This window comes from uncultured Lamprocystis sp. (assembly GCF_903933125.1).
In the GTDB taxonomy this organism is placed as follows: domain Bacteria; phylum Pseudomonadota; class Gammaproteobacteria; order Chromatiales; family Chromatiaceae; genus Thiodictyon.
On sequence record NZ_CAIZIZ010000473.1, the window covers coordinates 1 to 20,418 of the forward strand.

Here is a 20,418-nt window from a genome sequence, read left to right on the forward strand (position 1 = left end):
TCCGCGAAAAATCCAACCCGTAGGAGCCCGCTTGCGGGCGACGGGTGGGGGCACAATGACGCGATTCCGGCAGGTCACGTCGCCCGCAAGCGGGCTCCTACGGAGCTTGGTTCTTGATAGCGTCTTATTCGGAAATCGCCTAAAGTCCGACAGGCTGCTAGAAAGTTAAAAACCACCGTTGTCGTTGTCGTTGTCGTTGTCGTAATCGAGCTTATGATGCCGGCTATCGCATCGCATCGCATCGCATCGCACCGCGTCGTTTCGCTGTTCGAGCGTTGCAAGCTCTTCACATTCATTCGAGCGTCCATGCATCCAGAATCAAGCACCCGCCATCCCTCACCCGCCCCATGCCAGTCTCATTTCGATCTGGTGATCGTCGGCGGCGGGCTGATCGGCGGGTCGCTGGCCTGTGCCCTGGCCGACACCGGGTTGCGGGTGGCCGTGGTGGAGGCGGTGGCGGCGGATGCCGCGGTCCAGCCGAGCTATGACGAACGGGTGATCGCCCTGTCTCTGGGCAGTCGTCGCATCCTGGGCGCCATCGGTGTGTGGGACGCGATTGCGCCGGAGGCGGAGCCCATCCTGCGGGTGCATATCGCCGAGCGCGGCGGCTGTGGTACCACCCGGCTTGACCACGCCGAGTTGGGCGTCGCAGCACTGGGGTACGTGGCCAGCGCGCGCGCCATGGGCGCGGCCATCCGGGCGGGTTTGGCGGCGGCGCCTCAGGTGGAATGGCTGTGCCCCGCACGCGTGATCAGCCAGCGGCTGCACGCCGACCGGGTGGATCTCGAGGTCCAGTGCGGCGGCGAGACGCGCCGCCTGCATACGCGCCTCCTGGTGGCCGCGGACGGGGGCGATTCGCTGATCCGGCGCGACCAGGGGATCGCGGTCGAGGAGCGTCCCTATGAACAGCAAGCCGTCATCACCACGGTGACACCGGACCGGCCGCTGACCGGCTGGGCCTTCGAACGCTTTACCGACACCGGGCCGCTGGCGCTGCTGCCCATGACCGGCGGGCGCTACTCGGTGGTCTGGACCTGTCGGGACACCGAGACCGCGGCGCTGCTGGGGCTGTCGGATGCCGACTTCCTGGCCCGCCTGCAGGGGCGCTTCGGGTTTCGGCTGGGCCGGTTGGGTCAGGCGGCACCGCGTCGCGCCTATCCGCTGAAGCTGCTGTTCACGCGCGAGACCGTCCGGCCGCGGCTGGTGCTCATCGGCAATGCCGCCCACACCCTGCATCCGGTGGCCGGTCAGGGGTTTAACCTGGGACTGCGCGACGTGGCCGCCCTGGCGGAGGTGCTGGCCCCCGTCGGCGAGCCGGTCGGCGCGCGCGGATTCGATCCGGGCGCGGCGACCGTGCTCGAGGCCTATCGCAGTTGGCGCGGGAACGATCAGCAGCGGACGGCCGCCCTCACCGACACCCTGGCCCGGCTTTTCGTCAACCCTTGGCTGCCGCTGCGACTGGGGCGTAACCTGGGCCTGTTGGGGCTGGACCTGCTGCCGCCCGCGCGGCGCACGGTGGCGCGCCGTTTCATGGGCATCGGGGGCCGAGCGCCGCGTCTGGCGCGCGGTCTGCCCCTGAGTCGCAATCCAGCCGCGAATGAACGCCCATGAACACGAACTATGACTTGCTGGTCGTCGGCGGCGGCATGGTCGGTGCCGCCTTTGCCCTGGCTTGCTCGGGCAAGGGTCTCACGATCGGTGTGGTCGAGGCGCGCCCGCCGCGCCGCGCGTGGCCGGCCGGTGAGGTCGACCTGCGGGTCTCGGCCCTGTCGCGCGCCAGTGAGCGGATGCTGGCGCGACTGGGTGCCTGGGAGCGCATCGGCGATCTGGGCGCCAGCCCGTACCGGCAGATGCGGGTCTGGGACGCCATCGGCGGCGGCAGCATCCAGTTCGACAGCGCGGACCTGGGCGAACCGGACCTGGGGCACATCGTCGAGAATCGGGTGATTCAACTGGCGCTCTGGGAGCGGCTGGAGTCACTGCCGGACCTGACGCTGATTTGTCCGGCGAGCATCGCCGAGCTGGAGCGCACGGCCGACGGCCCCGCGCTGGTGCTGGCCGATGGGCGGCGCCTGGGGGCGCGGCTGCTGGTGGCCGCGGATGGCCGTGATTCGCTGATCCGCGACCTGGCAAGTATCCCCACCCAAGGGTGGGATTACGATCAACGCGCCATCGTCGCCACGGTCGTCACGGCCCAGTGGCACCAGGACACTGCCTGGCAGCGCTTCCTGCCGACCGGACCCCTGGCCTTCCTGCCCCTGCGCGACGGGCGTTGCTCCATCGTGTGGTCGGCCGACGGGTCACGGGCGGATGACCTGCTGGCGCTGGATGATGCCGCGTTCGGTCAGGCGCTCACCGACGCCTTCGAGCGCCGTCTGGGCCAGGTCCGGGTCGATGGCCCGCGGGCCTCGGTGGCGTTGCGTTTACAGCATGCGCAACGCTACGTGGAGTCGGGGCTCGCACTGATCGGCGATGCCGCCCACGCGATCCACCCCTTGGCAGGGCAGGGGGTCAACCTGGGCTTGCTCGATGCCGCTGAACTGGTGGCTGCTCTGGAACTGGCGTTGGAACGTGGTCGCGACCTCGCATCACTGTGGACTCTGCGCCGTTACGAGCGTGCCCGCCGCGGCGACAATCTGGCGATGTTGGCCGCGATGGACGGGTTCAAGCGTCTGTTCGGAAATGACATCGCACCGGTGGCCGCGCTCCGCGGTTGGGGGCTCGATCTGACCGACCGGGCGGTGCCCCTGAAGCGACGCTTCATGGACCGGGCCTTGGGTCTGAATCCCGGTCTGCCGCCGTTGGCGCGGCCCTGGAAATAATTAGACTTGGAGTGGGCGCACATTTTGGGTAGCCTTGCGCCCGGTCCGGGCCGACGTAACGGCTGGCGCGACACGCGACGGTCATGCGTAGCGTTCGGCGCCCGATCAGCGCCGGTTGCGCTGTGACCCGATCCCCTGGTTTCGTTCCGAGTGTTGAGATCCTATGGCATCAGTTCCGGACATCACCGACACCGAACGCTGGGTTATTCAGACGACCCTGCGGGAGCGCTACGGGCGGGATCCCGCGTATCAGTTGGCGGATGCCGATATCCGGCTGCATGCGGCCGATCGGGAGCTGACGACTTGCCCCGTGTTTTTCTGGCAAGCCGAGGACGGCTGCAGTTTCGTCCTTTTCAAGACTGGCGAGCAGCAGTATCGATGTCAGTTTTTCTATAAACCTTACAAACAGATGGGCACGGGTATCGAGGAGTACGACGACTTGGCCGAGTGTGCCGTGGCGATTCTGCAGGCCCAGGCCGACTACGCGGCTGAACAACGCGGCGACCTGCCGCACGCCGGCCCTTGAGTGCTGAGATCATGCCCACTGCAGCCGTCGGCAACCGGTACGACGCCATGGCGGGACTGGCGGGCGCAGTAAGAACAATTCGAGACTGAACCAAACGAGGGGAGACCAATGACCGCGAAGAATGCCTTTTATGCCCAATCCGGCGGCGTCACGGCCGTGATCAATGCCTCGGCCTGCGGCGTGATCGAGACCGCCCGTGCGCATCCGGACAAGATCGCCAATGTCTACGCCGGACGCAACGGGATCATCGGCGCGCTCACCGAGGATCTGATCGACACCAACCTGGAGTCCGCCGAGAACATCGCGGCCCTGCGCTACACACCCTCGGGTGCGTTCGGTTCCTGCCGCTACAAGCTCAAGAGCCTGGAGGCGAACAAGCGCGAGTACGAGCGTCTGATCGAGGTCTTCAAGGCGCATGACATCGGCTATTTCTTCTACAACGGCGGCGGCGATTCGGCCGACACCTGCTTCAAGGTGTCGCAACTCTCCGCCACCCTGGGCTACCCGGTCCAGGCCATCCATGTGCCGAAAACGGTGGACAACGACCTGCCGATTACCGACAACTGCCCCGGTTTCGGGTCGGTGGCCAAGTACATCGCCACCTCGACGCTCGAGGCCTCGATCGACGTACGCTCGATGTGCGCCACCTCCACCAAGATCTTCGTGATCGAGGTGATGGGGCGTCATGCCGGCTGGATCGCCGCCGCCGGCGCCCTGGTGGCCGATCAGGGTATTCCGGTCGTCACCCTGTTCCCGGAGGTGGAGTTCGATCAGAAGCGGTTTCTGGCCGCGGTCAAGGCCAAGGTGGCGGCGCATGGGTTTTGCACCATCTGTGTCTCCGAGGGCTGTCACTGGCCCGACGGACGCTTCCTGGCCGAGCAGGGGACGCGCGACGCCTTCGGCCACGCCCAACTCGGCGGGGCCGCCCCGGTGGTCGCCAACATGATCAAGGAGGCCATGGGCCTGAAATTCCACTGGGCGGTGGCCGACTATCTCCAGCGGGCGGCCCGCCATCTGGCTTCCAAGTCGGACGTGGAACAGGCCTATGCCCTGGGCAAGGCGGCGGTGGAGTACGCCATCGCCGGCCACGGCTCCATCATGCCCACGGTGGTGCGCAAGTCCTCGTCTCCCTATGTCTGGGAGATCGGCCAGGCGCCGCTGTCGGCGGTGGCCAATGTCGAGAAGTTCATGCCCAAGGACTATATTTCCGAGGACGGTTTCGGCATCACCGACAAGTGCCGCGAGTATCTGTATCCGCTCATCCAAGGGGAGGACTACCCGCCTTACGAGAACGGCCTGCCCAAGTATGTCACCCTGAAGAACGCTCCGGTCGCGCGCCGGCTCGGTGCGTTCACACTGTGACATGCCTGGTCGGCAGGGGGTCGCTGCCTCCTGCCGAGGCCCGGCTTGCATCATAAGAAAAGGCCCGCCATGACCCTCGACCAGGCGCGTGACTTGATCCGGACCCAGTTGCAGTTCGGCGGCGGCTATAACCGCAACGCTGTTAGGCTTATGCTGGGAGAGATCGGTCGCGCGCACGGCCAGGGGGCGGTGGACGGGCTGATCCGGGAACTGGGGCTTGAGGCCGCCTTTGGTCTGAAGCCCGGAACCGATTTCAGCGGGGTCGGCCGCCCGCCGGGCCCAAACCCGCAAACCTAGCCCATTTCAGGGTTTTAATGATCGAGGAGTCACGTCACTATGTCATCGTTCGGTACGACTTTTGCCATCCTGTGCGCCCTGGTGGCGATCGGGTATGGCCTCTGGTCAGTCAAGTGGATACTCGCGTTGCCCGACGGCACCGCGCGGATGCGCGAGATTGCCGCCGCCATTCAAGAGGGCGCCCAGGCCTACCTCAATCGCCAGTACACCACCATCGCCATGGTCGGCGGTGCGCTCGCCGTCCTCATCCTGCTCTTTCTGGGCTGGGAGACCGCGCTCGGCTTCGTGATCGGTGCGGTGCTCTCCGGGGCCACCGGCTATATCGGCATGTACATCTCGGTGCGCTCCAACGTGCGCACCGCCCAAGCCGCCCATAACGGCCTTGACGCCGCCCTTCAGGTCGCCTTCCGTGGCGGCGCCATCACCGGTCTGCTCGTGGTCGGTCTGGGGCTCTTGGGCGTCGCCGGCTATTACGCCCTGCTGGGCGGTGCCGATCCGCTCAAACAGGACGCCATCCTGCACGCCCTGGTCGGTCTCGGCTTCGGCGGCTCCTTGATCTCGATTTTCGCCCGGTTGGGCGGCGGCATCTTCACCAAGGGCGCCGACGTGGGCGCTGACCTGGTGGGCAAGGTCGAGGCCGGCATCCCCGAGGATGACCCACGCAACCCGGCGGTCATCGCCGACAATGTGGGCGACAATGTCGGCGACTGCGCCGGTATGGCCGCTGACCTCTTCGAGACCTATGCGGTGACCACGGTCGCCACCATGCTGCTCGGCTGGCTCCTGATCAAGGACACCAACGCCGTCGTCTTCCCGCTGGTCTTGGGCGGCGTGTCCATCATCGCCTCGGTCGTCGGCACCTTCTTCGTCAAGGCGAAGGAAGGCGAGAAGATCATGAACGCCCTCTATCGCGGCCTGATCGTGGCCGGCGGCATCGCCGCGGTGGCCTTCCTGCCCCTGACCTTCCTGTTCAACCCGATCGGCAGCGGCGAGTATGCGGCGGCCCACAGCAACTTTTCCCTGTACCTGGCCGCGCTGGTCGGTCTGGCCCTGACCGGACTGCTGGTGGTCATCACCGAGTATTACACCGCCACCGAGTACGCCCCGGTGCGTCACATCGCCGCCGCCTCCCAGACCGGTCATGCCACCAACATCATCGCCGGCCTCGGCGTCTCCATGAAGGCGACCGCCGCGCCGGTGCTGGTCATCTGCCTGGCGATTCTCGCCTCCTACTGGCTCGGCGGACTCTACGGCATCGCCATCGCCGCCACCGCCATGCTCTCCATGACCGGCATCATCGTGGCCCTCGACGCCTATGGCCCGATCACCGACAACGCCGGCGGTATCGCCGAGATGGCCAAGATGGACGAGAAGATCCGCGCCATCACCGACCCGCTGGACGCCGTGGGCAACACCACCAAGGCCGTCACCAAGGGCTATGCCATCGGCTCCGCCGGTCTGGCGGCCCTGGTCCTGTTCGCCGACTACACCCATGCGCTGGGCGGCACGACGGAGTTCAGTCTGAATGATCCCATGGTCATCATCGGGCTCTTCATCGGCGGCATGGTGCCCTATCTGTTCGGCGCCATGGCCATGGAGGCGGTCGGTCGCGCGGCCGGCGGCATCGTGAACGAGGTTCGTCGTCAGTTCCGCGAGATGCCTGGGATCATGGCCGGCACCCAGAAGCCGGATTATTCCCGCGCCGTGGACATGCTGACCAAGGACGCCATCCGCGAAATGCTGATCCCCTCCCTGCTGCCGGTGGGCCTGCCCATCCTGGTCGGCCTGATCTTAGGCCCCATCGCCCTGGGCGGCATGCTGATCGGCACCATCGTCACCGGTCTCTTCGTGGCCATCTCCATGACCGCCGGCGGCGGTGCCTGGGACAATGCCAAGAAGTATATCGAGGACGGCAACTTCGGCGGCAAGGGGTCCGAGACCCACAAGGCGGCGGTCACCGGTGACACTGTCGGCGACCCCTACAAAGACACCGCCGGCCCGGCCGTGAACCCGCTGATCAAGATCATCAACATCGTGGCACTGCTGATCGTGCCCTTGTTGTAGTCGATCCTGCTGTCCGGGGCGCGACTCGCGTCCCGGACAATGCAGTCGGCGTCGGCAGCCATGCCGACGCCCTTTACAAGGCCCGCAAGGGCCTTTTTTCTTTTGTCAGCCGGGACCTGATCGGACGCTCAGTCGCCCGGAAATCCCCACCATTGGGATTTACGGGGGGTTTTTGGCATACAATTGGACCGATTGGCGCCGAGGCGGGACCCCTGAGGGTCCTGTGCCTTTTTGTGCCTTTTCCCGTCACCCTTTTCAGTTCCCACGAGGTCGAGTCATGGATCTTTCGAAGGTCTCCCGCGGCGCTAATGTTCCAAATGAAATCAATGTCATCATTGAGATTCCGTCCCACTCCGATCCGGTCAAGTACGAGATGGACAAGACCACCGGGGCCATGTTCGTGGACCGCTTCATGTCCACCGCCATGCACTATCCCTGCAACTACGGCTATGTGCCCCATACCTTGTCCTCCGACGGCGACCCGGTCGACGTGCTGGTCATGACGCCCTACCCCCTGATCTCGGGCTCGGTCATCAAGTGCCGGCCGGTTGGCGTGCTGACCATGACGGATGAGTCCGGCGATGACGCCAAGATCCTGGCCCTGCCGATCGATAAGCTCTATAAGGGCTTCCGCAACGTCGAGAGCTTCCGCGACCTGCCGGTGCATATGCTCGACCAGATTGCCCACTTTTTTGAGCATTACAAAGACCTGGATGAGGGTAAGTGGGTCCGCGTCGGCGGTTGGGGCGGAGTGGACGAAGCGCGGGCCGAGATCATGGCCAGCGTGACGATGTTCGAGGAAGCCCCGGAGAAGCCGGCGTTCTAAGGCGATTTCCGTCCAATTCGCGATGTCCCAACTGACGCACTTCAATGCCGCGGGCGAGGCCCACATGGTGGACCTGGGCGCCAAGGCGGTCACCCGCCGGGTGGCGGTCGCGGAGGGCTGGATCCGGATGCTGCCGGCAACCCTGGCCCTGATCGCCGCGGGTGGGCACAAGAAGGGGGATGTGCTCGGCGTTGCCCGCATCGCCGGGATCATGGGCGCCAAGCGGACGGCCGACCTGGTGCCCCTGTGCCACCCTCTGGCGTTGACCGGGGTGGAGATCGCGCTCGATGTCCGCACCGCGGCAGCGGCTGTCTACTGCCGTGCCAGGGTTGAAACCACCGGCCAAACCGGTGTTGAAATGGAGGCCCTGTGCGCTGTCCAGATCAGTCTGTTGACGATCTACGACATGTGCAAAGCGGTGGACCGCGGGATGACCATCGAACAGGTGCGTCTGCTTGAAAAGGCCGGCGGCAAGTCGGGTGCCTGGTCGCGGTCCACCGACGGGACCGGCGCGACCGAGGTGACTGTCTGATGAATTCCTTCTATCAAGGCGCGCAGTTTCTGACTGCCGCCACACGGTTCGACCAGGCGCCCGAGGATCATGGGCGCGAGGTGGTCTTCGCCGGCCGCTCCAATGCCGGCAAGTCCAGTGCCATCAACGCCATCTGCCATCAACGCGCGCTCGCGCGGACCAGCAAGACGCCGGGCCGCACCCAGCAGTTGATCTTTTTTCGACTCGACGACGAGCGCCGACTGGTGGATCTGCCGGGCTATGGCTACGCGCGGGTGTCCGAATCGATCAAACTGGAGTGGCAGACGCATATGGCGGAGTTCCTCGAGCGCCGTCAGGCACTCGCCGGACTGGTCATTGTGATGGATATCCGTCATCCGCTGACGGACTATGACCGGCAGATGTTGGCCTGGGGGCGACGTGCCGGCCTGCCGGTGCTGCTGCTCCTCACCAAGGCCGACAAGCTCAAGCGCGGGGCGGTGCTCGCCGCGCAACTCGGTGTGGCGCGTGAGACGGCCGCGGCGGACGGGCCGGTCGAGGTGTTGACCTTCTCGGCCATGGAGCGGACCGGGGTGGAGGCGGTGCAGGCCGTGCTTGACCGCTGGCTCGGGGTGGCGGGGTTGTCGGATGGCGCAGCGAATCCGGATCCGGTCGCAAACGAAGGCGAATGAACCTGAACTGAGCGGTCAGCGCTGGCCGCTCGTTGCGAGCCGCGGACCCGTGCGGGTCCGCAACCCGCTGGATCACTGGCCCTGTGGCGGGGGCGGTGCCTGCTCCAGGCCGCCGGCATCGGGCATGACTGGGGGTGCCATCGGGACCGGCCCCTCCTGATAGCCGCCATATCCCGGATAGCCGCCTTGAGGACCATAGCCATAGCCGCCCTGGGGCATCTGTCCGCGCGGACCCATCGGTGGCATGGGGCCGTTCATGCCCGGCATGCCGGGGCCGCCGCGGCCGAAGACCGCCCGCGCCGCTTCCACTTGTTCGGGAGTCAGTTCATCAATGGTCTTGCGGTACTTATCGAATTGTTCCTGGGCGGCCTTATAGCGTTGTTCGGCTTCGGCCCAGGGCGGGGACTCCGGCATCTCGATCCCGCGCTCGGCGGCGCGCGTGCGCATTTCCTGCCAATGCGCTTCCCGGGCGGCCTTGCGTTCTTCCGGAGTCATCTTCTGCATTTTTTCGCGCATGGCCTCCCGCTGGGCGCGCATCGCGTTCATCTCCTCGGGCGTCATCCCGGCGCCGTGCGGCGGCATCTCGGGCATCCGCGGCAGGTCGGACCCGGCCGTCGCGCCGGCCCAGGGCGGTGTTGCGGGCAAGTCCACGCCGATCTCGGCCGCCCGCGCGCGCAATTCCTCGTAGCGTTTGGCGCGTTCCGCGTCCATTTCCGCGCGGCGGGCCTCGGACTTGGCGCGGGCCGCGTCCATCGGGCTCGGCGCGGCAGCGGGCGCTGGAGTGGCGGCAGGTGTTTGGGCAACCGGGGCCGGAGCGGCCGGCGGCACGGCCTGCGCCGCGGGTGGTTGATCCGCCCGCACACCCTGGCTCAGGGCCAGGGTGAGTACGGCCGCGGACGCGATTGACAGGACTCGGGGGATAGCGAACATGCTGAGGTCTCCAAGAGTGTTTGCGAACCTGAACGTGCCCGCCCGCGGGCGGTAACCGTCCTCGCCGTAAGGTAAGGGCACCAGCGAGGTTTTTCATGTCTATCGGCGATCTGATGAACGAGAGCGGGGTTGGATTCGGGACCAGCGGCGCGCGCGGACTCGCGGCGGCGATGACCGACCAGGTCTGTTACGCCTACACGGCCGGGTTCCTGGGCTATCTGCTTGCCGCGGGGGCCGTCCGGCCGGGTGTGGACGTCGGTCTGGCCGGCGACTTGCGCCCCAGCACCGGGCGCATCCTGGCCGCCTGCGCCCGCGCCGTTCGCGATCTGGGTTTTCAGCCGCGCTACTTCGGCCGCATCCCCAGCCCGGCGGTGGCGGCCTGGGGCATCGCTCACGCCTGTCCGTCGCTGATGGTGACCGGCAGTCATATTCCTGATGATCGTAACGGGATCAAGTTCAACCTGCCGACCGGCGAGGTGCTTAAAGCCGACGAGGCGGGCATCCGTTCCCAAGTGGTGACCCTCCCGGCAGGGCTGTTCAACGCGGCCGGGGGGCTCGCGGATGGGGCGTCGTCCGCGCTGCCGATCGCGGAGTCGGCGGCCTATGATGCCTATGTGCGGCGCTATCTGGATTTTTTTCCGTCCGGCTGTCTCCATGGGTTGCGGGTCGGCAGTTATGAACACTCCAGCGTCGCGCGCGATGCTTACTGGGACATTCTGACCGGGCTGGGTGCCCAGGTAACCCGGCTGGGCTTGGCCGAGCGGTTCATTCCGGTCGATACCGAGGCGATCCGCCCAGAGGATGTGACCCTGGCCCGTGACTGGGCGGCGGGCGGGGCCTTTGATGCACTGGTCTCAGCGGACGGCGACGGCGACCGTCCGCTGGTGGCCGACGCCACCGGTACCTGGCTGCGCGGCGACATCGCGGGGATCTTGTGTGCGCGCCAGCTCGGGGTCAGCGCGGTCGTGACCCCGGTGAGCAGCAACACCGCGGTGGAGCGCTGCGGCGCCTTTGCCCAGGTGTTGCGCACCCGCATCGGTTCGCCCTTCGTGATCGAGGGAATGCAGCAACTGCGGACCCAGGGGCTGGCCCCGGTAGCGGGTTACGAGGCTAACGGCGGATTCCTGCTGGAGACCCCGATCGTCTGCGACGGCCGCACCCTGGCCGCCCTGCCGACCCGCGACGCGGTCCTAGTCGCGCTCAGCATCCTCCAGGCCGCCGCGCAGCAGGGTCGGAGCCTGTCGGCGCTGGCCGATGATCTGCCCGCGCGTTTCACTCACAGCGACCGCATCAGGGACTTCCCGACCGCGATCAGCCAGGCGCATATTGCCGCCCTGACCAGTGGTGATAGGGCGCATGACATCCATGCCGCGGAAGCGCTGTTTGGCCGCCATTTCGGCCCGGTGTCCGGGATTGATTACACCGACGGACTGCGCATCACCTTCACCAGCGGGGAGATCGCCCACCTGCGCCCGTCCGGGAATGCGCCTGAGCTGCGTGCTTATACCGAGGCGGAGAGCCCGGAGCGGGCGGCGCGGATGAACGCCATCTGTCTGGAGGTGTTGGGGGGATGGCGGTGACCGTGAAAGTGACCTGGCGATCTTGTGGGAGCGGCCTCCGGCCGCGATGGGGCCATCGTGAACTCCGACGCTGCGAGATCCGGCGAGCCCCCATCGCGGCCGGAGGCCGCTCCCACGGGCGATGCCCATCGTGTGGGTGTGCCATCGTCTTCAACGCCGAACGCGCGGCGTGCCGCAGCGTTGTCAGAGGACTTTGAAGACCATGGTCGAGCGTCGGATCAAACACGAGATCAAGACCTGCCCGCGCTGCGGTCGGGTGTTCGAGTGCAAGCTCAACAATCCGGTGCACTGTGAGTGCGCGGGGGTGCACTTGTCTGAAGAGACCCTGCTGCGCATTCAGGAGCAGTATCGCGACTGTCTGTGCCTGAGTTGCCTGACCGCGCTGGCGGCGGGAGCGTCTGAGTATAGCCTTCGCACGTGATATCCGGACATGGCCTTGGCGTAGGGGCGGGTTTGAAACCCGCCCCAACATCCGGTTAAACCGCAACCACATTGGGAAACGTAATCATTCTCGTCGATCGGGTTTCGATTCGCTACGTCGTCTGGGGCGCGGGACCAACGCATCGTTGCGATGCTTGCAAAGCAAGGACCGTGAAACGACGCGGTGCGAGAGAATCCTGGGCGGCACGATAACCTCGATTACAACAACGACAACGACCGAGGCGCCTGTTAGGGCGACTGAAGTCGCCCCTACACGTCAAATCACCTTAAGTCGCCGCTGTTCCAGCACCTGCCAGCCAGTGCGCCACGTCTCGAACGAATGCACCGAGGTCCGCGGGGATCTGCTGAAGGTGGTCGTAGACCTGGCTAACGTCGAGTTCGAGGTAGCCGTGGACCAGGATGTTGCGGAAGCGACCAAAGCCCCGCAGACGGGCGCGGGTGTGGGCAGAAATGACACCGGTTTCCAAAAGTGCGTTCAGACCCTGCTCATTAGTTTCCGGAAAGCGGTCGAAGTGTCCGGCGAGGATGTGGTTGGTAATGTCCAATGCCGCCTCTGCCGCGAGTTGGATGCCGCGCTCGGCGGCCCAGTGGATGCGGAAATCGGCGATGAATGCCTCGCGAGGGATCGCCGCCAAGGGCTCCAGCCGGCGAATGGTCTCGTCGAGTTTTTTCAGGCGTTGTTCGACGACGCGGGGTTCCAGTGTCACGCTGATGTCCGCCGTGCACAGAGCGCGCTGAATTGGATCCGGCGACGGTAGGCGGAGTCCTGGTAGTCGCGCATGGCGGCAAGTTCGAAGCGATTGACCAGCGATTGATCGCGGGTGAATAACAGGTGTCCGGACTTGATGACCTGGAACTTGAGTACGGGGCCGGCCTGGTGGAGATCGATCAGGTCGACCGCGTCGGTGGCAATGAGGTCGGTGATGTCGGCGCCCAGTGCCAGCAGGCGCCGCAAGCTCAGTGGTTGCGCCGCCAGCACCGCGAGATCGAGATCGCGCGGGTTCCGGCAGGTGGGGTCCGTTTGGGAGCCGAAACAATAGCCGGCCACCAGGTCCGGCGCATCGCGCAGGAGCGTGGTCAGTCTCGTGAAATCGGTGTCGTCCAGTTTGCGCATCGGGGATAGGTCGGTTGCCGACGTTGAACCAGGCCGACGCTGGCCAAGTCGTCAGAGTACGCCAGGCGCCGCCCGGTCTCAACCCGTCAGCCGGCCCGACTCACCAGAGGAACTCCTTGAGCGGCAGCCCCTGGCCGTTGTCACGGTAAGCCGCTTGGGCCAGGAAGAGTTCGGCGGCGGCCAGGGCGTCGCTGAGCGCGTTGTGGGCGCCGTAACGCGGCAGGTTGAAGCGCTCGCCGAGTGAGTGCAGACGCAGATCCGACGCCTTGAAGGCGGTTTGGCGCCGCTCGAAGGTCCGGTGGGCAAGCACCTGGGTATCCACGACCTGCACCGGTAACCCACCGCCCCACAATCGGCGGCAGGCGTTGCCCAGGAAACCGCATTCGATGCTGGCGTGGTGGGCGATCAGGACCTTGCCTGCCAGGACGTCCAGCAGTTCGGTCATCACGTCGATGAGTTCCAGGCCGCGGGCGGATTGGTCGTCCGTAATCTGATGGATCACGGCGCTGGCTTCCGGAATGGAACGGTCGATCCGCACCACACGGTGGCAGGTGCTGCTCAGATCGATGCGATTGCCGTGCAAGACGACATAGCCGACGCTCAGGATCAGATCGCGGGACGCATCCAGTCCGGTCGTCTCCAGGTCGATCGCCACAAAGTCGGTGGTCCGATAGTCCTGGCCCTTGGGCGGCAGCGGCCGCGCCAGATAGTCACGCAGCGGACAGGGCAGGGTCCGCCGCAACTGCCAGCGTCGGCGCCAGTCGAGCGCGGACAGCACGCCCCGGCGCCTTAGGTGAATCGGCCAGTCTGGTAACGCTGCCCAAGCGCCTCCTGCATCCTGTCGATCAGGATGAAGGCGTCCTTCAGATGTCCGCGTTCCAGGGGTGAGAGTTCGTCCGGGGAGACGAAATTGTCGGCCTTTTCACCTCGGCGCAGTTGTGCGGCCTGGTGGCGCATGCGCAGGGTTCCGATGAACTCTGCCGCGTCGGTCAGATTGGCGGCACCCTCGCGGCTCAGTGCACCGTTTTCGGCCGCGGTGCGCAGTCGCTCCAGGGTGTTGGTTTCGGTGATGCCGCTGGACAGGGCATAGACCCGCGCCAGATCGATGATGGGCACGGTGCCCCGGTGCTTGATATCGAAGGTCTGATCGTGATCACCGCCGTGGATCAGCACAAAGTTGCGGAAGAAGCCGAGCGGCGGTCGATGCTGGATGGCGTTCGCGGTCAGATAGGCGATGAAGATCCGGCTGTTCTTCGACAAGCGCAGGACTTGGTCGTGGATCTCCTCGAACATGCCCTCCGGGTCATAGACCGGCCGCAGGTCGAAGAAGACGCTGCACAGCATCAAGGCCATGGGGTCGGGGCGCTGAATCCAGGTGTTGAAATATTTCTTCCATAAACGCAATGGTTGGCGCCATTTGGGGTTCCTGGCCATGACATCGCCCGGGCAATAGATGTAGCCGCAGGCATTGAGTCCGTCGTTGACCATGCCTGCCAGTGTAGCGAAATAGGCGTCGTCTTCCGGTTTCATGTGGTCGGCGATCAGCAGCGCATTGTCTTGATCGGAGTGAGCGGACTGCTCGCGCCGGGCCTGGGAGCCCCCGACCATCCAGGCGTAGGGGACCGGCGGGGGGCCTAACTCCGCCTCGGCGAACTCGATCAGGCGCAGGGTAATCGCGTCGTTGATGGCGCTGATCGCCTGGCCGACCTGATCCGCGGTGGCACCGCTGCTCACCAGATGCACCTGCAACTCGCCCAACTTGGTGCTGATCTGCACCAGGGTGTCCAGGTCGCGGGCGCGATGCACGTCGCCGACCAGATAGACGGCGTTGGCGCTCTGGACGCGGGTCAAGTCCGTGGTCGAGAGAATGCCGACGACGCGGCCGTGCTCCATCACCGGCAGGTGGTGGACATTGAGCCGGGTCATGGTGATCAGCGCCTGAAAGCCCAGGGTCTCGGCATCGACCGTTTGCAGCCGTTCGGTCATGATCTCGCGGACCGGCCGGTCGTAGGACAGTCCCGCGGCGATACAGCGGCGGCGCAGATCCCGATCCGTGATCATGCCGGCGAGCCGTTCGCCGTCCATGATCAGCAGGGAGGATGACTGAAGCTCGGACATGAGCTGCGCCGCTTTGCGAATACTGGTCTCCGGGGCCGCGGGAACGAGGATGCGATTGACCAGGCGGCCGACGTTCACCGTCATCAGACCGGAGCCCGCGGCCGGGGTCTCGATCATGGCGTCCAGGGCGCGCCGCAGCCGGTTGGTCGCCGATTGCTCGAAGTGTTCGGCGAAGTCCGTATGCTGCTCGCGCAGGGTCTGGAGGTCCTCGCAGGGCAGCAGGTAGAACAGCGCATCCTCGGCCGCGTTGCCGCGAATGCTGGGGTCGTTCTCGTCTGGTGCGCAGGGCTTGGCCCACAGGTCGCCCTCGGCCAGCTTGCCGACCAGGTCGCCCTGGGGGTCACGCAACTCCACGGCCCCGCGGCGCACGATGTAGAGATACGGCTGATCCGCATCCTCCGGAGGGAAGGCGCTGCCGCGGCGCAGGTAGCGCACCGAGAGCCGTTTCGGCAAACGCTCCAGGGTTTCCGCCGGGAGCTTGTCGAAGGGTGGGTGGTTGGCCAGGAATTCCTGAATCTCAACGAGTTCAACGTCCACGCTGATCCCTCTTAGGATTGCACAACGGATTGAGCGGCTTTGGGTAAGCGGATCTCGTCCACCAACTGCTGGATTGCCTGCGGGGGTTCGGCGGTCAGGCGCGAGACCGCATAGGCAACGGCGAAGTTGATGGCCGCACCCAGGGCGCCGAACGCCTCCGGGGAGATCCCCAGGAACCAATTGTCCGGGAGATTGGCGGCCATCTCGGTCCCCTTGACGAAGAACCAGCCTTTGAACCAGAAGATGTAGGTGAGGGTCGAGAGCAGACCCGCCAGCATCCCGAGAATGGCCCCGATCCGGTTGGTGCGCCGATCGAAGATACCCAGCATCAAGGTTGGGAACAGGGATGCCGCGGCCAGGCCGAAGGCCAGCGCCACCACTTCCGCGGCGAAGCCGGGCGGGTTGATACCCAGGTAGCCGGCGACGACGATGGCGGCAGCCATCGCGATCCGCCCCGCCAGCAGTTCGGTCCGTTCCGAACAGGCCGGCAGGATCATGCCCTTCAGGAGATCGTGCGAGATGGCCGAGGCGATGGCGAGGAGAACACCGGCAGCGGTGGAGAGTGCCGCGGCCAGGCCGCCGGCCACCACCAAGGCGATCACCCAATCGGGCAGATGAGCAATCTCCGGGTTGGCGAGGACCATGATGTCATTATCGATCGCGGTCAGTTCATTGCCTTTCCAGCCAAAGCCCGCGGCCTGAACGGCGAATGCCGGGTTCTGGTCATTGTAGTATTGGATGCGGCCGTCGCCATTGCGGTCCTGCCACTCCAGCAGCCCGGTGGTACGCCAGCGGTTCATCCAGTCCGGGACCTGAGCGATTTCGATGTTGGCCGAGAGTTCCCCGACCGGGCCGGTCTGGATGGTCTGCGTGAGATTCAGTCGCGCCATGGCGCCGATCGTCGGTGCGGCGGTGTAGAGGACGGCGATGAACAGGAGCGCCCAACCCGCGGAGGAGCGTGCATCCGCCACCCGTCGTACGGTAAAAAACCGGACGATGATATGGGGGAGCCCGGCGGTGCCGATCATGAGCGAGAGCGTCAGCAGGAATAGGTTGAGGGTATTGTCTTTCTGCGCCGTGAAGGCGCTGAACCCGAGTTCGGTGACGACCTGATCGAGTTTATTGAGCAGGGACAGACCGCCGTCGGCACCGTCGCGCAGATACTCCGCGCCCAGGCTGAACTGGGGCACGGCGGTATCGGTGAGTTGCAGTGAGATGAACACCGCCGGGACGGTGTAGGCGAAGACCAGCACGCAATACTGGGCGATCTGCGTGTAAGTAATGGCCTTCATGCCGCCCATGACGGCATAGAGTAAGACGATGCCCATGCCGATATAGACGCCGATTTCGAGTTCGACCTCGAACAGTCGCGAGAAGGCGACACCGACGCCCTTCATCTGGCCGATCACGTAGGTGACGGAGATGACGATCAGGCAAATGACGGCGACCAGTCGGGCCGTCTGGGAATAGTAGCGTTCGCCGATGAACTCCGGCACCGTGAACTTGCCGAACTTGCGCAAATAAGGCGCGAGCAGCAGGGCGAGCAGCACATAGCCGCCGGTCCATCCCAGCAGGTACGCCGAGGCGTCATAACCCGCGAAGGCGATCAGACCGGCCAGCGAGATGAAGGAGGCGGCGGATATCCAGTCAGCGGCGGTCGCCAGTCCGTTGGCGATCGGGTGAACACGCTGGCCGGCCACATAGAAATCGCGTGTGGATCTGGCGCGTGACCAGAAGGCGATGGCGATGTAGACCGCCACCGAACCACCGACGATGAGCCACAGCCAAATCTGTAATGATGTCATGGCAGCGATTCCTCAGTCCTGGTGGATCTCGAATTTCTTGTCGAGCCAATGCATGGCCAAGGCGTATACGAAGATCAGCAGAATGAAGCAGTAGATCGCCCCCTGCTGAGCAAACCAGAGGCCGAGCGGATATCCGCCGAGTCTGATCGCATTCAGCGGATGGACCAGGAGAATGCCGAATCCGAAGGAGCAGGTGAACCAGCAGATCAGCAGGATGGTGACCAGTCGCAGATTCGCCCTCCAATAGGCGTAACGATGCTCGGGTGTCATGGGTGTCATGGGTGTCCGGCTCCAGCGGGAGTGGCTTGGGTGTGGCTGGGAGGGCCTGAGGAACTGTTCAGTCCGTTAGGTGAGGCCTTCTGGGTCGCGGTCGTTGTCGTTGTCGTAATCGGATAAGCGATTCACGTTTGGCATGAGTAGCCCGCTGTCTGTCGGGTTTCGATCGCCGCGCATGGGACCAACGCATCCTCGTGGGTATCATCAACTCGATTACGACAACGACAACGACAACGACAACGACAACGACAACGACTGTGTCTAATTTGTCGTTGAGGCGTTACTTGCCCGGTCCGCCCGGTCCGGCGGCGTCCCGGCATTGTTGAGTTGTCCTGTCGCGTCTGTCAACGTGCGTGCCCACAAAGACAGAGGCCCAGGGTCGCAAAGCGACCCTGGGCCTCTGGATGCACGGCCGCCGGAACGCCACTGCCCGGCCCGCCGCGCTGCCGCGGAACCTCCCTGTTCCGCAAACCGTTCTCCTGCTAGTGGCTGGCGGTTCCCTCGGAGCCGATACCGGTCTCGCAGCGAACGCGCTGCGCCGGGAAGAGCGCCCGATCTTTCTGGGCCTGCTTGGAGTTATCCGTGATGGAGAACAGCCAGATGCAGATGAAGGCCAAGGGGATCGAGATGATGGCCGGGTTGTCCAGGAAGATCAGACCGACAGGCTTGCCGTCAGCACCCATGTGGCCGAGCGTCTCGCCCCACACCGCCTTGGACATCACGGTCAGCGTCAAGGCGCTGATGAGCCCGGCGAACCCGCCGACCAGCGCGCCGCGGGTCGTCATCTTGCCCCAGAAGATCGAGGCCACCAGCACCGGGAAGTTGGCGCTGGCCGCGATGGCGAAGGTCAGGCCGACCAGGAAGGCGACGTTCTGCTTCTCGAAGATAATGCCGAGGATGATGGCGATGATGCCCAGGCCCAGGGTCGCGAACTTCGATACGCGCAGTTCCATGGTCTCGTTGCTGCGGCCGCGGGCGATGACGCTGGCATAGAGGTCATGCGAGATCGCCGAGGCGCCGGCCAGGGTCAGGCCGGAGACGACCGCCAGGATGGTGGCGAAGGCCACCGCCGAGATGAAGCCCAGGAAGAGGTTGCCGCCGACGGCCTCGGCCAGCTTGATGGCGACCATGTTGGTGCCGCCGAGCAGGCCCTTCGGGTCCGTGATGACGCCGTCCACCAGGGCGCCGGCCGAGAAGTAGGCCGGGTTCTGGGCGAGCAGGACGATGGCCGAGAAGCCGATGATGAAGGTCAGGATGTAGAAATAGCCGATGAAGCCGGTGGCGTAGAACACCGACTTACGCGCTTCCTTGGCGTTCGGCACGGTGAAGAAGCGCATCAGGATATGCGGCAGACCGGCGGTGCCGAACATCAGTGCGAGACCCAGCGAGATGGCGTTGATCGGATCCTTGATCAGGGCGCCGGGACCCATGATGGCGTCGTGTTTGCCGTGCGTCGCGACCGCTTGCTTGAACATTTCCTCCGGGGAGAACCCGAAGTGATTCAGTGCGGCCAGGGCCATGAAGGTGGCACCGGACAGGAGCAGCACGGCCTTGATGATCTGCACCCAGGTGGTGGCCGTCATGCCGCCGAAGATCACGTAGATCATCATGAGAGCGCCGACGATCATGACCGCCATCCAATACTCCAGACCGAACAGCAACTGGATCAGTTTGCCGGCACCGACCATCTGCGCGATGAGATAGAAGATGACGACGACCAGTGAGGACACGGCCGCCATGGTGCGGATCTGGGTCTGACCGAAGCGGTAGGAACTCACGTCCGCGAAGGTGAACTTACCCAGGTTACGGATCTGCTCGGCGATCAGGAACATGATCACGGGCCAGCCGACCAGCCAGCCGATGGAGTAGATCAGGCCGTCGAAACCGGACGCGAATACCAGGCCGGAAATACCCAGGAAGGAGGCCGCGGACATATAGTCGCCGGCAATGGCGAGACCGTTCTGGAAGCCGGTGATGCCGCCGCCGGCGGTGTAAAACTCACGCGCCGTGCGGGTACGCTTGGACGCCCAGTAGGTGATGCCCAGCGTGGCACCGACGAAAATAATGAACATGTAGATCGCGGTCATGTTCAGTGGCTGCTTCGCGCCGGTGACCGCGGGCGCGGCCACCAGGGCAAAGGGCACGAGGAGTGCGGCCAGGATGGCCCAGGGGGCAAGACGTTTCATCGCAGATCCTCCTGGATCGACTTGGTCAGGCGATCGAACTCACCGTTGGCCCGGTAGACATAGATTCCGGTCAGGACAAAGGCCGAGATGATGACCGAGAGGCCCACGGGGATGCCGACGGTCGTTACTGAACCGGCCCACAGCGGCACGGCCAGGGATTTCGGCGCGTAGGCGACGATCATGATGAATCCGTAATAGAACAGGAACATCAGGAACGTCAATATCCATGCGAAGCGTTTGCGTTTTGTGACGAGTTCCGCGTAGAGCGGGTGTCGCGTGATGGCCTCGACCGAGTCAGTAGTCATGGGCTTACCTGGTTGATTGAAAAAGTCTGAGTGGTGTTGCGATTGTC

General features: G+C 65.0%; 20 protein-coding genes. 11 read left to right on the forward strand and 9 right to left on the reverse strand.

The annotated features are described in order from the left end of the window. Positions 1-306: 306 nt before the first annotated feature. The 9 genes from ubiH (at position 307) to yihA (ending at position 9,079) form a co-directional block, all read left to right on the forward strand. Positions 307-1,611, forward strand: a complete 1,305-nt coding sequence (gene ubiH / locus QZY03_RS25550; protein WP_295585873.1) for a 2-octaprenyl-6-methoxyphenyl hydroxylase — start codon at positions 307-309, stop codon at positions 1,609-1,611. Further along, positions 1,608-2,822, forward strand: a complete 1,215-nt coding sequence (locus QZY03_RS25555; RefSeq protein WP_295585876.1) for a UbiH/UbiF/VisC/COQ6 family ubiquinone biosynthesis hydroxylase — start codon at positions 1,608-1,610, stop codon at positions 2,820-2,822. Before ubiH ends, QZY03_RS25555 begins: the two co-directional genes overlap by 4 nt. 163 nt (positions 2,823-2,985) lie before the next feature. Beyond that, positions 2,986-3,348 (forward strand): hypothetical protein, encoded by a 363-nt coding sequence (locus tag QZY03_RS25560; RefSeq protein ID WP_295585878.1) that lies wholly within the window; start codon positions 2,986-2,988, stop codon positions 3,346-3,348. Positions 3,349-3,456: 108 nt separating this feature from the next. Beyond that, positions 3,457-4,710: a 6-phosphofructokinase gene (locus tag QZY03_RS25565; RefSeq protein ID WP_295585880.1), complete on the forward strand. Its 1,254-nt coding sequence runs from the start codon at positions 3,457-3,459 to the stop codon at positions 4,708-4,710. 69 nt (positions 4,711-4,779) lie between these two features. Then, positions 4,780-5,007: a hypothetical protein gene (locus QZY03_RS25570; RefSeq protein ID WP_295585882.1), complete on the forward strand. Its 228-nt coding sequence runs from the start codon at positions 4,780-4,782 to the stop codon at positions 5,005-5,007. A gap of 39 nt (positions 5,008-5,046) precedes the next feature. Beyond that, complete coding sequence (locus QZY03_RS25575; protein WP_295585885.1) at positions 5,047-7,071, forward strand: sodium-translocating pyrophosphatase; 2,025 nt, start codon at positions 5,047-5,049, stop codon at positions 7,069-7,071. Positions 7,072-7,348: 277 nt separating this feature from the next. After that, positions 7,349-7,897, forward strand: a complete 549-nt coding sequence (gene ppa, locus QZY03_RS25580; protein ID WP_295585888.1) for an inorganic diphosphatase — start codon at positions 7,349-7,351, stop codon at positions 7,895-7,897. Between the two features lie 22 nt (positions 7,898-7,919). Then, complete coding sequence (moaC, locus tag QZY03_RS25585; RefSeq protein WP_295585890.1) at positions 7,920-8,429, forward strand: cyclic pyranopterin monophosphate synthase MoaC; 510 nt, start codon at positions 7,920-7,922, stop codon at positions 8,427-8,429. Continuing rightward, the gene (yihA, locus tag QZY03_RS25590; RefSeq protein WP_295585893.1) at positions 8,429-9,079 is read left to right on the forward strand and encodes a ribosome biogenesis GTP-binding protein YihA/YsxC; all 651 of its coding nucleotides are present in this window, start codon (positions 8,429-8,431) and stop codon (positions 9,077-9,079) included. Before moaC ends, yihA begins: the two co-directional genes overlap by 1 nt. A 72-nt stretch (positions 9,080-9,151) precedes the next feature. Here the strand turns inward: yihA and QZY03_RS25595 are convergent, their stop codons facing one another. Continuing rightward, complete coding sequence (locus QZY03_RS25595; RefSeq protein ID WP_295585896.1) at positions 9,152-10,009, reverse strand: hypothetical protein; 858 nt, start codon at positions 10,007-10,009, stop codon at positions 9,152-9,154. Positions 10,010-10,104: 95 nt separating this feature from the next. On the opposite strand from QZY03_RS25595, the gene QZY03_RS25600 reads away from it, so the two are divergent. Together QZY03_RS25600 and QZY03_RS25605 are read left to right on the forward strand one after the other, a co-directional pair. Continuing rightward, complete coding sequence (locus QZY03_RS25600; protein ID WP_295585897.1) at positions 10,105-11,589, forward strand: phosphomannomutase; 1,485 nt, start codon at positions 10,105-10,107, stop codon at positions 11,587-11,589. Between the two features lie 202 nt (positions 11,590-11,791). Further along, positions 11,792-12,010, forward strand: a complete 219-nt coding sequence (locus QZY03_RS25605; RefSeq protein ID WP_295585900.1) for a cysteine-rich CWC family protein — start codon at positions 11,792-11,794, stop codon at positions 12,008-12,010. A 286-nt stretch (positions 12,011-12,296) separates the two neighbouring features. On the opposite strand, the gene QZY03_RS25610 is transcribed toward QZY03_RS25605, so the two are convergent. The 8 genes from QZY03_RS25610 to QZY03_RS25645 all read right to left on the reverse strand — a co-directional run bounded on the left by QZY03_RS25610 (position 12,297) and on the right by QZY03_RS25645 (position 20,371). Further along, positions 12,297-12,737 (reverse strand): DUF86 domain-containing protein, encoded by a 441-nt coding sequence (locus QZY03_RS25610; protein WP_295585902.1) that lies wholly within the window; start codon positions 12,735-12,737, stop codon positions 12,297-12,299. Then, positions 12,734-13,144, reverse strand: coding sequence for a nucleotidyltransferase domain-containing protein (locus QZY03_RS25615; RefSeq protein WP_295585905.1), 411 nt, complete (start codon positions 13,142-13,144; stop codon positions 12,734-12,736). Before QZY03_RS25615 ends, QZY03_RS25610 begins: the two co-directional genes overlap by 4 nt. Before the next feature lie 100 nt (positions 13,145-13,244). Beyond that, on the reverse strand, positions 13,245-13,922 hold the full coding sequence (locus tag QZY03_RS25620; RefSeq protein ID WP_295585908.1) for a 3'-5' exonuclease: 678 nt from the start codon (positions 13,920-13,922) through the stop codon (positions 13,245-13,247). Between the two features lie 11 nt (positions 13,923-13,933). Further along, positions 13,934-15,799, reverse strand: a complete 1,866-nt coding sequence (locus tag QZY03_RS25625; RefSeq protein WP_295585910.1) for a putative nucleotidyltransferase substrate binding domain-containing protein — start codon at positions 15,797-15,799, stop codon at positions 13,934-13,936. Between the two features lie 11 nt (positions 15,800-15,810). Further along, positions 15,811-17,604, reverse strand: a complete 1,794-nt coding sequence (locus QZY03_RS25630; protein WP_295585912.1) for a sodium:solute symporter family protein — start codon at positions 17,602-17,604, stop codon at positions 15,811-15,813. Between the two features lie 12 nt (positions 17,605-17,616). Beyond that, the gene (locus tag QZY03_RS25635; RefSeq protein WP_295585994.1) at positions 17,617-17,874 is read right to left on the reverse strand and encodes a DUF4212 domain-containing protein; all 258 of its coding nucleotides are present in this window, start codon (positions 17,872-17,874) and stop codon (positions 17,617-17,619) included. 488 nt (positions 17,875-18,362) lie between these two features. After that, positions 18,363-20,066, reverse strand: coding sequence for a cation acetate symporter (locus tag QZY03_RS25640; RefSeq protein ID WP_295585915.1), 1,704 nt, complete (start codon positions 20,064-20,066; stop codon positions 18,363-18,365). Then, positions 20,063-20,371: a DUF485 domain-containing protein gene (locus QZY03_RS25645; protein ID WP_295585917.1), complete on the reverse strand. Its 309-nt coding sequence runs from the start codon at positions 20,369-20,371 to the stop codon at positions 20,063-20,065. The genes QZY03_RS25640 and QZY03_RS25645 overlap by 4 nt, the downstream gene beginning before the upstream one ends. Positions 20,372-20,418 lie beyond the last annotated feature (47 nt).